The 14,327-nt window shown below is 42.1% G+C and carries 14 protein-coding genes; all 14 read right to left on the bottom strand.

Annotation, left to right across the window (positions count from 1 at the left end; genetic code table 11):
- Nucleotides 1-15 precede the first annotated feature (15 nt).
- The gene (gene hisS / locus FTU92_RS00245) at nucleotides 16-1,311 is read right to left on the bottom strand and encodes a histidine--tRNA ligase (RefSeq protein ID WP_004975101.1); all 1,296 of its coding nucleotides are present in this window, start codon (nucleotides 1,309-1,311) and stop codon (nucleotides 16-18) included.
- A gap of 3 nt (nucleotides 1,312-1,314) precedes the next feature.
- A complete protein-coding gene (ispG, locus tag FTU92_RS00250; protein ID WP_004975100.1) occupies nucleotides 1,315-2,436 on the bottom strand; it encodes a flavodoxin-dependent (E)-4-hydroxy-3-methylbut-2-enyl-diphosphate synthase in 1,122 nt (373 codons plus the stop codon).
- A gap of 22 nt (nucleotides 2,437-2,458) precedes the next feature.
- Nucleotides 2,459-3,268, bottom strand: a complete 810-nt coding sequence (locus FTU92_RS00255) for a RodZ domain-containing protein (protein WP_004975098.1) — start codon at nucleotides 3,266-3,268, stop codon at nucleotides 2,459-2,461.
- Nucleotides 3,259-4,047 carry a type IV pilus biogenesis/stability protein PilW gene (pilW, locus tag FTU92_RS00260; RefSeq protein ID WP_371971077.1) on the bottom strand — a complete coding sequence of 263 codons (789 nt, stop codon included), beginning with the start codon at nucleotides 4,045-4,047 and terminating at the stop codon, nucleotides 3,259-3,261. Before pilW ends, FTU92_RS00255 begins: the two co-directional genes overlap by 10 nt.
- Before the next feature lie 75 nt (nucleotides 4,048-4,122).
- Entirely contained in the window at nucleotides 4,123-5,355 is a 1,233-nt protein-coding gene (gene rlmN, locus FTU92_RS00265; protein WP_004975094.1) for a 23S rRNA (adenine(2503)-C(2))-methyltransferase RlmN, read from the bottom strand.
- A gap of 136 nt (nucleotides 5,356-5,491) precedes the next feature.
- Nucleotides 5,492-5,923: a nucleoside-diphosphate kinase gene (gene ndk / locus FTU92_RS00270; protein ID WP_004975092.1), complete on the bottom strand. Its 432-nt coding sequence runs from the start codon at nucleotides 5,921-5,923 to the stop codon at nucleotides 5,492-5,494.
- A gap of 161 nt (nucleotides 5,924-6,084) precedes the next feature.
- Nucleotides 6,085-6,285, bottom strand: a complete 201-nt coding sequence (gene iscX, locus FTU92_RS00275) for a Fe-S cluster assembly protein IscX (RefSeq protein ID WP_004975089.1) — start codon at nucleotides 6,283-6,285, stop codon at nucleotides 6,085-6,087.
- Nucleotides 6,286-6,386: 101 nt separating this feature from the next.
- Entirely contained in the window at nucleotides 6,387-6,938 is a 552-nt protein-coding gene (locus FTU92_RS00280; RefSeq protein WP_004975087.1) for a phosphatase PAP2 family protein, read from the bottom strand.
- A 25-nt stretch (nucleotides 6,939-6,963) separates the two neighbouring features.
- Nucleotides 6,964-8,247, bottom strand: a complete 1,284-nt coding sequence (locus tag FTU92_RS00285; protein WP_180043967.1) for a glycosyltransferase family 1 protein — start codon at nucleotides 8,245-8,247, stop codon at nucleotides 6,964-6,966.
- A gap of 266 nt (nucleotides 8,248-8,513) precedes the next feature.
- Nucleotides 8,514-8,939, bottom strand: coding sequence for a hypothetical protein (locus FTU92_RS00290; RefSeq protein WP_004975083.1), 426 nt, complete (start codon nucleotides 8,937-8,939; stop codon nucleotides 8,514-8,516).
- 31 nt (nucleotides 8,940-8,970) lie between these two features.
- On the bottom strand, nucleotides 8,971-11,289 hold the full coding sequence (locus FTU92_RS00295) for a fimbria/pilus outer membrane usher protein (RefSeq protein WP_180095246.1): 2,319 nt from the start codon (nucleotides 11,287-11,289) through the stop codon (nucleotides 8,971-8,973).
- Between the two features lie 3 nt (nucleotides 11,290-11,292).
- Nucleotides 11,293-12,009, bottom strand: a complete 717-nt coding sequence (locus FTU92_RS00300; protein WP_004975079.1) for a molecular chaperone — start codon at nucleotides 12,007-12,009, stop codon at nucleotides 11,293-11,295.
- A gap of 98 nt (nucleotides 12,010-12,107) precedes the next feature.
- Nucleotides 12,108-12,638 (bottom strand): hypothetical protein, encoded by a 531-nt coding sequence (locus tag FTU92_RS00305; protein ID WP_004975075.1) that lies wholly within the window; start codon nucleotides 12,636-12,638, stop codon nucleotides 12,108-12,110.
- 753 nt (nucleotides 12,639-13,391) lie between these two features.
- Nucleotides 13,392-14,318: a branched-chain amino acid transaminase gene (locus FTU92_RS00310; RefSeq protein ID WP_004975074.1), complete on the bottom strand. Its 927-nt coding sequence runs from the start codon at nucleotides 14,316-14,318 to the stop codon at nucleotides 13,392-13,394.
- Nucleotides 14,319-14,327 lie beyond the last annotated feature (9 nt).

Here is a 14,327-nt window from a genome sequence, read left to right on the forward strand (position 1 = left end):
CTTATGTTATTTGGCTTATTGTGAAGAAAATTTTTCAATGATGAAAGGCACAATTTTGGTCACTGCAACAGTCGTTTGCTCAGCAGTTGCCAAGGTTTTCACTGCCAATTGCTGTGCTTCCGCTTCGCGCTCACCAAAAATCAAGGCATAGATTGCACCTGATTGATCGGCTTTTTTCATTTGGCTTTTCATTGAGCCTTGTGAACCAACTTTTAAGCGAATCTGGCTGCCCGCTTGTTCGAATTGGTCACGAATTTGCTCAGCTAAAACCAACGCCTTGCCTTGAGTTGTTGGATCTGCCAACAAGAATACTTCACAATCACGTACAGGCGTATTGTCTTCGACTTGCTCAAGCAACAACAATAAACGCTCAATGCCCATGGCGAAGCCCACGGCAGGTACGGACTGATCTGCCTTACCCTTCAACTGCCCAACCAAACCATCATAGCGCCCGCCTGCACAAACTGTGCCTTGCGAACCTAAATGCGTGGTTGTCCATTCAAAAACGGTTTTATTGTAATAATCTAAACCGCGTACCAGTTTTTGATTAATCACAAACTCAATGCCTGCATCGGTTAAATACTGCTGTAATTGGGCAAAGTGATTCAGCGTATCTTCACCCATAAAATCATGCAATTTTGGAGCATTTTCTAGGATGCTTTGCGTTTTAGCATCTTTCGAGTCCAAAATACGCAGTGGGTTAGTACTTAAACGACGCTGTGAATCTTCATCTAAATCGGCTTTGTGCGCTTCCAAAAACTCAACCAAAGCGGCACGATACGCTGCGCGCTCATCCGACTCACCCAGCGTATTCAACTCTAAGCGAACTTTATCGGCAACGCCCATACGTTTCCATAAACGCGCAGTCATTAAAATAAGTTCGGCATCCATATCTGGTGTTGCAACGCCAAAAGTTTCTACACCAAATTGGTGGAATTGACGATAACGACCTTTTTGCGGTTTTTCATAACGAAACATTGGGCCGATATACCACACGCGCGGTGTCGCACCACGTAGCAAATTGTGCTCTAACATGGCACGTACACAACCCGCAGTTCCTTCAGGACGCAAAGTCAAAGACTCAGGCGGATTACCCTTGTCTAAGAATGTGTACATTTCTTTTTCAACAATATCGGTCGCATCACCAATTGAACGCTTAAACAAATTGGTTTGCTCAACCATTGGCAAACGAATTTGTTGATAACCATAAGCATCCATTAAAGATGCTAAATGTTGCTCTAGACGTCTCCACGCAGGTGTTTGCGTTGGAAGAATGTCATTAAAACCTTTAATTGCAACAATTGAACTCATGACTTACTCAGAAAAATTTGTACGAATAATCTCTTTAGATTTAGCTTGTTCAAGCTCTGTAACACGCTGACGAACCATGCTTTCGATTTCATCAACGAGTTGATTGGTATCAATTAAATGGCTCTTTTCACCATTACGATAAACCAATGAACGCGGACTTGCGCCCACCACACCAATATCAGCTTCTTTAGCTTCGCCCGGGCCATTCACTTTACAACCAATGACCGATACATCCATTGGAGTACGAATATCTTCTAAACGCTCCTCCAATGCCTGCATTACAGAAATGACGTTAAATTCCTGACGTGAACAGCTTGGGCAGGCAATAAAGTTAATCCCGTTAGAGCGTAAACCTAAAGATTTTAGAATATCAAAACCGATTTTGACTTCATCTTCAGGTTCTGCCGCAAGCGAAATACGCATAGTATCGCCAATACCTTCCATGAGCAGACCGCCCAAGGCAATTGCAGATTTTACGGTGCCTGTACGGTAAATACCTGCTTCAGTTACGCCTAAATGTAATGGATTATCAATTTGTTGTGATAACAAACGATAAGCATCCATGGTTAAAAACACATTCGATGCTTTGACTGAAACTTTAAATTCCTGAAAATCTAAACGGTCTAAAATATCAATATGACGCATAGCAGATTCCAGCAATGCTGCACCTGTCGGCTCGCCATATTTTTTCTGAATATCTTTTTCCAGCGATCCCGCATTCACACCAATCCGCATAGAAATATCATGATGTTTGGCAGCAGCTACGACTTCACGAATTTTAGCTTCCGAACCAATATTACCCGGGTTAATCCGCAAACAGTCTGCACCCGCATCAGCAACTGCCAACGCAATTTTATAGTCAAAGTGAATGTCTGCCACCAACGGCACAGATACTTGCTTTCGAATTTCACCAAATGCAGCTGCGGCTTCCATGGTCGGTACAGAAACACGCATGATGTCTACGCCCGCATCTACACAACGCTGAATTTGCGCCACGGTTGCAGCAACATCGCAGGTTTCCGTATTGGTCATACTTTGGATGCTAATGGGCGCATCACCACCCACATAGACAGAACCCACACGAATTTTACGGGTCGGACGGCGTTGAATTGGATTTACAATCATGATATCGCTCTACCTTGCTGCATTATCGAGATAAACGGAATTCTGCTTTTCCGTTCACAGTATATGGCGATAATGAAATCGACTCATTGTTCAAACTTAATGACACAGCAGTCGCATCATCTAAGCGAATTTGAAATGGGGCTTCGCCTTGTAAATTTAAAGTAGAGGCTTGACGTCCTGTCGCTAAAACATTGCCAGCAGAGTCAACAATATGCACTGAAGTTGGACGAGCAAATTGCAAATTCAGCTGATCGCCCGAAGCAAGTGCAGGCGTGCTGCCTGTCGCATTGTCAGAAATGATTTGCACATCGGATTGCAGTACTGCAATTTCAGGTTCTGCACCCTCTTGACCAGACGACATCCAGTTTTGAATTAGCGCGACCAATGCCCACAACAACAGCAATACCGCCACAATCACAGCGATACGTGTGAGCCACTTTTTATTGCGATCGCGGTTAGAGCCTGGCAGTTTTCCCATAATTTTGATGGGTGAATTGTTCAAGGCGTGATTTGGCAACAACCCTGTATCGTTGGCATAAATTTCATCAAAACGCTGAATAATGGCTGAAGCATCGACCTGTAAATATTTGGCATAGGTACGATAATAACCTTTAATAAAGGTCGCTTCAGGCAAAGCGGTATATTCGTCTTGCTCTAGCGCCATCAGCGTTTTTAATGGAATTTTCAAATCTTTTGAAACATCATCCAGTTCGCGTTTTTGATTGACGCGAATTTGACGAAGGTACTCACCTGGACGTTGAACATTTCCTAATGCATGGGGTACAGGCGTTGTCCCCTGTGTGGGTTGCGGTGAATTAGGATTTACTTCCATACGGCCTCAGTACTGTACTGTAATTGCAAATAACGTTGGTATTCTTGGCTATTGGGAAATAATGCACGCAGCTGGTTCACTAAAACCTGAGTTCCCAATTGATCGCCATTGGCACGTGCTAAACGAATCCCAATCCATAAGGCACGCGCACCCTGATTTTTTTGCCCCACAGCACGTACAAATTGTTCATACAATTGTCGCGCGGGTGCAAATTGTTGTCTTAAATATAAAATTTCCGACAACTCTAACATTGAAACATAAGAATCGCGATTGGCTTGCAAGGCTTGTTTGAATGACTTTTCGGCATTCTCTATATCGCCTAATTTCAAGTAAATACGACCTACATTTTCCAATGCTCTAAAGCGTTGATCATAACCCAGTGTTGCACCTGCAATACTGAGCTGCTCAATCGCATCATTATAGCGTTCTACTTGATATAAATACGTACCATAGTTGTTACGCGCTTGTGCATTTTTTGGGTCAGCGGCAATGGCACGCTTAAAATACGCATCGGCTTTTTCTAAATTCAGCTTGCTGCCTTCTTGTTGCAGCAACACGCCCATCATCATATTAGCGGTGGAATCACGTGAATCGCTTTCCAAAGCTTGATCAAGTGCACGTTTGGCTGAGTCTAAATCGCCATTTTTTAAGTATTCTGCTGCCAACTGCGTACGTACTTGCACCGCTTTTTCAGGGTCTTTTTGCCCTAAGGTTGGAGCTGTGGTTTGACAAGCTGCAGCAAAAATTGCCGAAATACAAACAGTTGTAATTTGTGCGATTTTAAATACAGGCTTATTCAATGGACATCCCCTTTGCGTCTTCGTTCGATGCAAGTTAGTTATCTATACAAGTCATTATCCTTGCGAGCGTATGATTTCATTTTGCGCTGCAACTTTCTTTTTCCACTGTTCGGCACGGCGGGTGCGGTCTGCCACTTGTCCGACCAATTGCCCACACGCAGCATCAATATCATCACCACGTGTCTGACGAATCGTACACACAAAACCTGCATCAGACAAAGTTTTTTGGAAAGAAATAATTCGATTTCGGCTTGAACGTCCATACGGCGCGTGCGGAAATGGGTTAAATGGAATCAAATTAATCTTGCTTGGCAGGTTCTTGAGTAGCTTAATCATTTGCTGCGCATGTTCAGGATGGTCATTTACACCATCTAACATGACATATTCAATGGTCACGTGTTTACGCGCACTTTCGTTGCCATCTTTGCCAATATAACGCTGACAAGCTGCGATTAATTGTTCCAATGGATATTTTTTATTGATTGGAACAAGTTCATCACGCAGTTCGTTATTGGTGGCGTGCAAAGAAATTGCCAAAGCCACATCAATATCTTGTGCCAATTGGTCAATTTTAGGTACAACACCCGAAGTCGATAAAGTCACACGACGCTTAGACATGCCATAAGCAAAGTCATCTAGCATAATGCGCATGGCGTTCAAGACGGCATCGTAATTCAACAACGGTTCGCCCATACCCATCATCACCACGTTGGTCACAGAACGCTCACGTTCAATCACAGGCACATCTTCCATATAGGAATAGTTTGCCATCCACAACTGACCAATAATTTCGGCTTGGGTTAGGTCACGCTGAAAACCTTGTTTACCCGTAGAACAAAATGAACAGTCCAGTGCACAACCTACTTGCGATGAAATACACAGGGTTTTACGTGAGCCAGTTTTATCTTCGGCAGGAATCAGAACGGTTTCGACCAATGAGCCTTCACCATCACCCACACGGAATACCCACTTACGGGTACCGTCTTTAGAATAATTTTTATGCACCACTTCAGGCGCTTTAATTTCACAAATCTTTTCCAGTTTTTCACGTAACTTGCCTGAAATATTGGTCATTTCGGCAAAATCTGTGACAAAAAACTGGTGAATCCATTTCATCACCTGCCCTGCACGGAATTTCTTCTCGCCTAAATCTTCAAAAAATTTTTCCATTTGTGGACGTGACATGCCAAGGAGATTCACTTTCTCTGCAGTCGCAGACTGTGCAGGAGCGGACGCAGATGCTTGCTGAACATCTGTCGCAGATGCAGCGAGGACTTCTGTACTCATGTGTGTATACCTAAACCATGTCTAAAGATGAAAGGAGAAGCTCAAGAGGTGAGCAAAGGTTTATTCAGAAAATAAAAATCGGAGAATAAAAAACCAGATAAGCATAATAACACTTATCTGGTTTGAATACTGCGTATTAACGAGTACGTGGGCAAACTTCAGTTTGAGCAAAGAAGTAGTTTACTTCACGCTCTGCAGATGCAACTGAGTCTGAACCGTGAGCAGCGTTTTCATCGATGCTTACAGCGAAATCTGCACGGATTGTACCAGGTGCAGCTTCTTTAGGGTTTGTTGCACCTAAAATTTCACGGTGAGCAAGAACTGCGTTTTCACCTTCAAGAACTGAAACAACGACTGGACCAGAAGTCATGAACGCAACTAGGTCACCAAAGAAACCACGTTCTTTGTGCTCAGCGTAGAAGCCTTCAGCTTCAGCTTGAGAAAGGTGTTTCATTTTAGTCGCAACGATTTTAAGACCAGCTTTTTCGAAACGAGCAAAGATGTCACCGATGTGGTTTTTAGCAACTGCATCTGGTTTTACGATAGATAAAGTACGTTCAATAGCCATGATTGGCTCCTTAAGTCAATGTTGACGCGAAAATTTTGCCGCATTATACCGAATAATGGGCTATTTTCTGCTTTTGATGTGTAAAAAAATTGCTTTTTTCGATATGAAGCGCATTGTGCAGGACCTTGATCGGCAAATCAATCTTGCTTCACACCGCTAGATTAACGTGCTTCGTCAATCCACGCCATTTGAATGGCTTCTAAGATGCCTTCAGTCGATTTTTCGGGATCATCTTGAAACTCTGGCAAAGCACAGACCCAAGCGTGTAAATCGGTAAAACGAATCCATTGCGGATCGACATCGGGATGCGCCTCATATAACTCAATGGCAATGTCGATGCTGTCGGTCCAACGTAAACCCATGTGTATTCCCTATTCTAGTCAAGACAGCGACTACTTTAACAAATTTCGCATGGGCTGCCTGCCATTACTGCACTGAATTTTCGATTTGGTTTTATCCAGACTTATAAAACAATATTTACATAAGGTGCAGCCAAAATAATCGCACTCGCCACTGAACCGCCAATCATCGCCCCGACTGCCACATCACTCGGATAGTGCAAGCCTAAAATCATACGGGAAACGGCCACCAAAATCGTAAAGGGCAACATCAACATCAACAATACTGGCTGGATATAACCCAAAACCGTTGTGGTCATGACTGCATGCAAAGTGTGACCTGATGGGAAGCTAAAATGATCTAAGGGACGTTCACCCAAACGGATCACTTGGTGTACCTGATACGGACGTGGACGGACGGTTTTTTGTTTTAAATATTTATAAATACCTGTGCCGACAGATCCGCCTAACAACAGATAAATAATTTGTAAACTATAACCAATGCCCTGCATCATCCATGCACTTGCGAGCATGACATACCAGAACACACCATCGCCCAAACGGCTAATAACTTTAAAAAATTGTGCCACCCGCTGAGAGTGGGAAAAATGGTTAAGATACAAACAGCCTTTTAAGTCGAGATCCAGCATTCTTATTTTTGCATTTTTAAACTTCATCAGTTCTCTCCTCTTTGGCGTATAGCTAAGATGGCATGTGTAGCTCCTTCGCCACCAGATATAACGCCTGCTCAAATTGTTGGACTGGATACTGCCAGCCAATATTTAAAGTCGCTTTGCGGGCGTGTTCGCCCATCTGTCTAAGGGTTGTAAGATCGGGAAGTCGGTGGATATGACCGACCAAATCTTCTGGCTGACCGAGTGGACTCAACCAGCCTGTTTCATTCGGTTTTAGATGTAAACGTGCGCAAGCATAGTCATAAGCAATGACAGGCAAGCCACTGGCCATAGCTTCTAACACGACATTGCCAAAGGTTTCGACCTGACTGGCAAAAGCAAACACATCGGCACTGGCATAGGCTTGTGCAAGTGCTGTGCCACTTAAACTACCTGTAAAAATGATATCTCCCTGAGCGTTCATGGCTTCTAAACGTTCACGGTCTGGCCCATCTCCAACAATCACCAATTTCACAGGCTGTTCGGTATTTTTTGGCATACGCTGATAGGCATTAATAATAAGATTGACTTCTTTTTCAGGTGATAAACGCCCTACATACAACATCACCCGCGTATTTTCACTCGCACCCCAGCTTGCTCGCAGTTGGGTAGAACGAAAATCTGGTGAAAAATATTCAACATTGACACCACGCCCAACCACCACCAAAGGCCCTTGCACACCAAACTGACGCAATGATTTTTCAGTATGGCTACTTGGCACACACGTCAGCGAGGTATTGTTATGAAACCATTTTAGATAGTGCTGAATTGGCTTGAGTAAAAATGCCAAATCGAAAAAACGGCTAAAATCTTGAAATGCGGAGTGAAAACCACTTGATACTGGAATATTTTTTGATTTTGCAATATGTAAACTGGCAAGCCCTAAAGGGCCTTCAGTGACGATATGCACCACATCAGGTTGAAACTCATCTAAAGCCTGCGAAAGTTTAGACCACTGCGGCCAGCCAAATTGTAAATTATGATATTTAGGAATGGCTTGTGCTTTTACCAGACATTCTTGATACGGTTGGAATTGAGTGCAGGCTTGTTTTTGTTCAGGGCGAATCAATAAAATTTTGTGTCCAAGTTCCTGCAATCCTTTGCAAAGCTGCAACAGTGAACGTGCCACACCATTAATTTCAGGTGGCCAAGTTTCTGTTACAAGGGCAATTTTTAAACGTGGGCGGACAAGGTCTGAGAGTTCAGAGGTAGGCTGGCTGCTTTTTTGTTTTTGATCTTGTTTGAAATGAAATTTAAATGCATCGCTGTAACGCTCTAATTTACTGCTCTGCTTTGCCAATACATTGCTCATCGCCTTTTTGCTCAATTCTTATTTTATGCTTGCTAGCATAGAGCAGCTGCATTGCAGTAATATGATGCTTTGGTGACACATTTGTCATTTTTTTAACAACTCGATGATCGCCTATACCTAGTTTTGCACACATAGTTTTATGTATAAATTTAATGTAAATCGTTTGCTGTCATTCACCCTAAATAGATAAAAAAAGCAGATATTGGATACCTGCCTGCTGAATATCTTGTTTGCTGAATACCTGATCTGCTGCACATCGAAGCCCTCTAAAAAAGTAAATTAATATACAACTCATCGGTATAACGACCTGCTGGCGTTGTCAAACTCGGTTGTTCATCCAAGCGTACCGCGACACTGTATTTATGTCCTGTCGTAGAAACATGCCCTGCGATGGGCGTGTTCCACAGATTTGTTTTTGCTCCCATAATACTCATACTGGTGCGTAAACGGTGTGTGCCATTATTCACAAAACTGCTGCCATGTTTGTCACGTAAATTACGACTACTGAACTGAATGCTATAACCTCGATCACAGCGCACATTAAAACTGGTTGCAGTCTGGCTACGGTATTGTGAGCTCATTTGCAATAAAGATTCACTGACCGAACCAATGGTGCAAGCCTGTGCAGGAAAACAAATCCAGCATCCACACAGCACTAGACTTAATTTTTTTACCATCCCTAATTTTTTCATGTTCTCATCCTCAATCATCCTGCTGATATACTTACTGACAAATCAAATCTAACTGTCTGGTTTGTGGAACAGTGCCTGCTTTAATTTGAGGGACTTCAAGTGAACTATGGCAAACTTTTCCACCTTTGGTTTTGACTTTCAGCGTATAACTGCCTGCTTTCACACCATATAAATGTACTTTTCCATCGCTGCCCACAGGTACAAATTCGGTTGCATCATCACTTAAATACACTTCACTGCCCTGCACAAAGGTCTGCTGATCGGGCGTGAGTAAACGCAATATGATCAATCCTGTACGCTGAACAGGGAAATTCACTTTATAGCCGCGTTGATTCATACCAATCACTTTTTGGCTTGAATATTCAAAGCTGTCATACAAATCTAACTGGTCTTGATCAAAAGACACGTCGTAATTGACGTAAGGCACAATGTCGTGCACAAACACATAACCGTGTTGATTGGTTTTACCAACAGGTGTTAAGGCACGTTGTACTTCCACATTTGGAATATCACCAACATTCACCAAAGCAAAAGCATTGTCTACATATTTGGTCATGGCCCATTTACGGTCTAACCACACTACTGCACCCTGATAATTGGCTTGACTGTAGCTAAAGCTCTCACTTTCATCGTGGCTTAAATATAAATTACCCATCGGCATTTTCAGGGCGGTATAGGCATTTACCCCAATATCCCCTTCTGTTTGTTGGTGACGCACAGCAAGAGTGTAATCCACACCATTTTGCGTCAGGCTGCTCTGTGCATAACGCAACTGGGTTTGCTCATCAAAATTATGCGAAAGCTGCGCACTGCGGCGTTGGTCAAATTGATAATTCAGTGTTAAATATGCCCCGTCACTATCCTGCACTTTCAAATCTTTATAATAAGAAAACGACAGTGAAGTTTGACGCCCAAACATACGAGAAAAACCAACTGTAAGCATTTGGCTATCTGCAAAGCTATTATTTGCATTGGGATGATAACGGCGCTCTAGATAGTTCACATTTAAGGTATTGATTAAAGGAATATTAAAAATACTGACATAAGCTAAGTTGTCGTATTCCACTGTTTGTGTCATATCGCTATAACCCAAACCACGATATTCAGGACTGTAGTATTTATGACTTGCACCAAGTGCAACCCGACTTCCATTACGGCTTAACGAAGCGCCAAAGGTATAACCATCGCCCCAATCACTGTGGCTAGACGCAGCATGCGTATCTAACAAGGCATATTTGCTGAGAGATTGCGTCCATAGCAACCCGACATTCTGCACATCTTTGCTATAACTTAAATTGGTTCCTAAAGTCGTGCTGTCTGTAATTCCACGTCTGAAATAAAGGTTGCCAAAAAACTCCCGATAATCATCCGACACGTAGTCGTAGTCATAACGCAGCTTTCCTGCAGAAAAGTTGTATTCGTTCAGTCCTGGTTTGAGTAGTTGCGTGGTGACATAAACTGGAAAAGATTGCACGGTACGATTTCCCAATACATCTTCCACCACCACTTGCGCCTCGCCCGACTGCTGAATATTTGCACCCGTATTTAAGGTATAGTGCCCAGGCGTCACTTGTTGCTGATATAGATTGATGCCATTAATGTATAAATCGACGGTGGATGGCAGTACAGCACTGCCTCTTAAGGTGGGTACATTCCAATAAATAAAGTCTGGATAACTACTAAAATTTGAACCAAAAGACACACCACCAAATCTGAATGTATCTAATAAAGGATTGTAAACGCTGGTGTTATCACCCAAAGTTAAACGCTGATAACGTGATGGAAATTCAATTTCAAAACTGGTATTCAAACGCAGTAGCTTATCTTGATCCTGTTCTGCCTCTTTGCGATACATCATGCCATTTTTAAAAATCCAGTAATCTTTAAAAATACCAAGCTCCGCCAAACCATTTAATTCATTGTAATTATCATAACGTGCATACAGCACATTATAATTTAAAAAACCGCCCAACTCTGCTTTAGACGGAATCGCATGGGTTTGGCTCAGTTGTGCATCTATAAAATAGCTGGCAGGTACGGTCAATTTAATCGCTTGCAGCGCAAAGTCTTGTTCAGACTGAATTTCATTGGTGGTTACAGAACAGAACTGAGTTTGTGCACTGTGTTTTTGTAAACGGTCTTGCTGTAAACCAAGTTGCTGCAAGACCTCGCATTCCATATAGCGTTGCCCATCCTGCTGCAACACCAAACTTTCAATGACACGATCTACGCCATTCAGCCAAACACTATTCAACGCCATTTCAGCATTGGCAGCATTGGCAGCATTGGCAGGTAATGGTATCCCCCACAGGACACATTGCAGCGCAAAAAACAGTCGAGTTCTATGCATGATTTAGCCCTTCATTTTTAACTCAATGGCTTGCTCACTTTTATCTGTTTCAAGTTTGAGTATGTAATTTTTCAAATCACTAAGTTTGATTTGCCCCATATCAAAGCTGTGTTTTTGTTGATTTAACAAATATTTCATTTCACGTGTGGTTGCAATGGGTTGTTTTTGTTGATTTAAAATGCTGATTGAAGAAATTTGCACATGCGATGCAGCATGATTTTCTATCTCTAAAAATAAGTGGTCGTTCTGGTAACGCGGGGTTGCAGTCACCTGAATGGCATCTTGCTTACCAACAAACAACGGTACAGAAATCGTAAATAAAAATTGTAAGGCGTCTTCTTCCACCACAGGGGCAATTTCTTTAAAAACAATACGCCAAGTTTTTTCTTGCGCCATTTCTTCCTTAGAAAGTGGTCGGCTAAAACCTACGCGTATCACTTGTTGTGCATTCGGTTGTAAAACAAAGTTTTTAGGATTAATTAAGATGTCTTGTTCTGGTTCTAGCACATCTTCACCCTGTGCATTTTGCGACCATTTATAGGCAGACATTTCAAAGCTTTTCGGTTCAGTAAGATCGGTGGCTTCCATGACTACTGTTGCACTGCGTTGTCGTGCTTTATCGCCCAAATACATTTGCGTAGGTGAAATGACCAAGTTTGCATAAACAGCTTCTACACATAAGCAACCTGCAACCAGCATATATTTCAATAATCGTTTCATACTTCCCCCAGCAATGTCTTATTTTGTATTTCTTTAGACTAAAAAGTTGACTCCACCCTGTCGGTAAAGCCAACTGATTTAGATTGAGTTCAAGCGAATTAGAATGACACTCGAATGTTGTATTTATCGGTGTAAGTACCCGCTGGTTTAGAAATACCTACGCCCTCACTTTTAACCAAGACATTGTAAGAATTCCAGCCATTGCTACCTGGCGCAATGTTGGTTTGCTGATCATTTAACTGAATCACAGACGATGAACCCGTAAGCTTGGTTTCAACTGTTAAGCCCACTGCATGGCTACCTGATTTGGCTGCAGATTTGGTTGTTTTGCCTCCACCAACACGGTTGTCGGTATCGACCAATAAGTTGTACTTTGCATTCGCCCCAACCATAAATTGACCAGAAGCTTCTGCACCATCTTTTAATGAGATACTTGGTGTTTTCACTTTCAGCTCACAGCGCTTAGGCACAATCACTTGAATTGGAATACTTCCTGTACATGGCCCTTCGTTACATACTGGGGTTGGCTTAGGGTCTGGTTTAGGATGATGATTACCTCCCGCCATTGTTACCGTTGAAAAAGCTCCGAAAACCATCAAAGCAGCAGCAGTTTTAATAAATTTAGACATGTCACTTCTCCATAACTCTTATAAAAAACCATTTTTTAATCATTCACTCACTTGAGATATCGTTAGAATTATTGAAACTCAATCCTTAGCGAGCTTCTTCATTTTAGGTATTTCTCACAAAAAGCCATCTATACGCCCTAATTCACACAATATTAAATAAACCTTGGAATTCAGCTAATTAGGAGATTAAAGTACTGTTTTAAATGACATCGCAAAAAACTAGGGAGCAGCCCACTCCCTAAAACTTGTGATACCAATTCTAGGGATACCCAAAAAATATATTTATTTACATTTAAACCAACACATTGTTTTTATTTAACTTTAACAACATTTTTATTTTAACTTTTGTTACATTTTAAGTAGGTTTATTTTTTAAAGAATGGTCAAAATTCAGTTTTTAGCCTAATTTTTACTACACTTTTCACGTATTTAATTCACTATCTCCTATCACATTCAACAGACTGAGCGTTTTTTAACATCAAATCTCACCAATTACAGGGATTGCCTCTCGCTATAAAAAAGCCATGTTTTGGGCGGCTGAATCTATCCAAAAGATCAAATTTGCACACCACCAACTCAACGAAGAAACAGTTGATCATTCATCTATATCTGTAACGTGAGAGATAAACCTCGCAAGATGTTTAGCTAACTCATAACGCAATAGCAGACAAAATAAAACCCCATTCAAACTATTGCCTGAACGGGGTCATCACACCTGAGTCAATCATGTTGACTCAGGTACACACGCGTGACTTATTTAACGTAAGTCAACCAATGTGCATATTTGTCATTCTTGCCTTGAACTGCGTCAAAGAAAGTTTTTTGAATTTCAGTAGTAATTGGGCCACGTGAACCACAGCCAATTACACGGTCATCGTATTCACGAATTGGGGTAACTTCTGCTGCTGTACCTGTAAAGAAGGCTTCATCGGCAATGTAGAATTCATCACGCGTAATACGGCGTTCAACTACCTCATAACCCAAGTCTTTAGCAATGGTGATCACCGTTTGACGCGTAATACCATCTAAAGCACCGCCTGCGATGTCTGGTGTATGTAAAACGCCATCTTTAATTAAGAATACGTTTTCGCCAGAACCTTGGCATACATAACCTTGTGGATCCATCAACATCGCTTCGTCATAGCCTGCTTGCGCTACTTCTTGGTGTGCAAGAATAGACAAAGTGTAGTTACCAGAAGCTTTAGCTTTACACATGGTCACGTTTGGATGATGATGCGTAAACGATGAAGTTTTAACGCGAATACCTTTAGCCATCGCTTCTTCACCCAAGTATGCACCCCAACCCCAAGCCGCAACAGCAGCATGAATGGTGTTATTGGTTGCAGCAATACCCAGTTTTTCAGAACCAATCCAAATTAATGGACGTAAATAGCACGATGAAAGTTTGTTTTCACGTACCACATCAATTTGCGCCTGTTCTAAAGCTGCTTGATCAAATGGTACTTTCATTTGATAGATTTTTGCAGAGTTTAACAAACGCTTAGTATGGTCCTGAAGACGGAAAATCGCAGTTCCGTTTGGCGTTTCATAAGCGCGGACACCCTCAAACACACCCATACTGTAGTGTAAGGTATGCGTTAAGACGTGAATTTTTGCATCACGCCAGTCAACCAATTGTCCATCTTGCCAAATAAAACCATCACGATCAGCCAAATTCATGGCACACAC

This window comes from Acinetobacter sp. YH12205, from assembly GCF_013418125.1.
In the GTDB taxonomy this organism is placed as follows: Bacteria; Pseudomonadota; Gammaproteobacteria; order Pseudomonadales; family Moraxellaceae; genus Acinetobacter; species Acinetobacter towneri.

Coding starts and splice junctions, on each gene's coding strand:
- ndk (WP_004975092.1), bottom strand. CDS start 5,923: ATGGCTATTGAACGTACTTTATCTATCGTAAAACCAGATGCAGTTGCT.
- FTU92_RS00285 (WP_180043967.1), bottom strand. CDS start 8,247: ATGAGCAATGTATTGGCAAAGCAGAGCAGTAAATTAGAGCGTTACAGC.
- FTU92_RS00290 (WP_004975083.1), bottom strand. CDS start 8,939: ATGAAAAAATTAGGGATGGTAAAAAAATTAAGTCTAGTGCTGTGTGGA.
- iscX (WP_004975089.1), bottom strand. CDS start 6,285: ATGGGTTTACGTTGGACCGACAGCATCGACATTGCCATTGAGTTATAT.
- hisS (WP_004975101.1), bottom strand. CDS start 1,311: ATGAGTTCAATTGTTGCAATTAAAGGTTTTAATGACATTCTTCCAACG.
- FTU92_RS00310 (WP_004975074.1), bottom strand. CDS start 14,318: ATGAATTTGGCTGATCGTGATGGTTTTATTTGGCAAGATGGACAATTG.
- FTU92_RS00305 (WP_004975075.1), bottom strand. CDS start 12,638: ATGTCTAAATTTATTAAAACTGCTGCTGCTTTGATGGTTTTCGGAGCT.
- FTU92_RS00280 (WP_004975087.1), bottom strand. CDS start 6,938: ATGAAGTTTAAAAATGCAAAAATAAGAATGCTGGATCTCGACTTAAAA.
- ispG (WP_004975100.1), bottom strand. CDS start 2,436: ATGATTGTAAATCCAATTCAACGCCGTCCGACCCGTAAAATTCGTGTG.
- rlmN (WP_004975094.1), bottom strand. CDS start 5,355: ATGAGTACAGAAGTCCTCGCTGCATCTGCGACAGATGTTCAGCAAGCA.
- FTU92_RS00255 (WP_004975098.1), bottom strand. CDS start 3,268: ATGGAAGTAAATCCTAATTCACCGCAACCCACACAGGGGACAACGCCT.
- FTU92_RS00300 (WP_004975079.1), bottom strand. CDS start 12,009: ATGAAACGATTATTGAAATATATGCTGGTTGCAGGTTGCTTATGTGTA.
- FTU92_RS00295 (WP_180095246.1), bottom strand. CDS start 11,289: ATGCATAGAACTCGACTGTTTTTTGCGCTGCAATGTGTCCTGTGGGGG.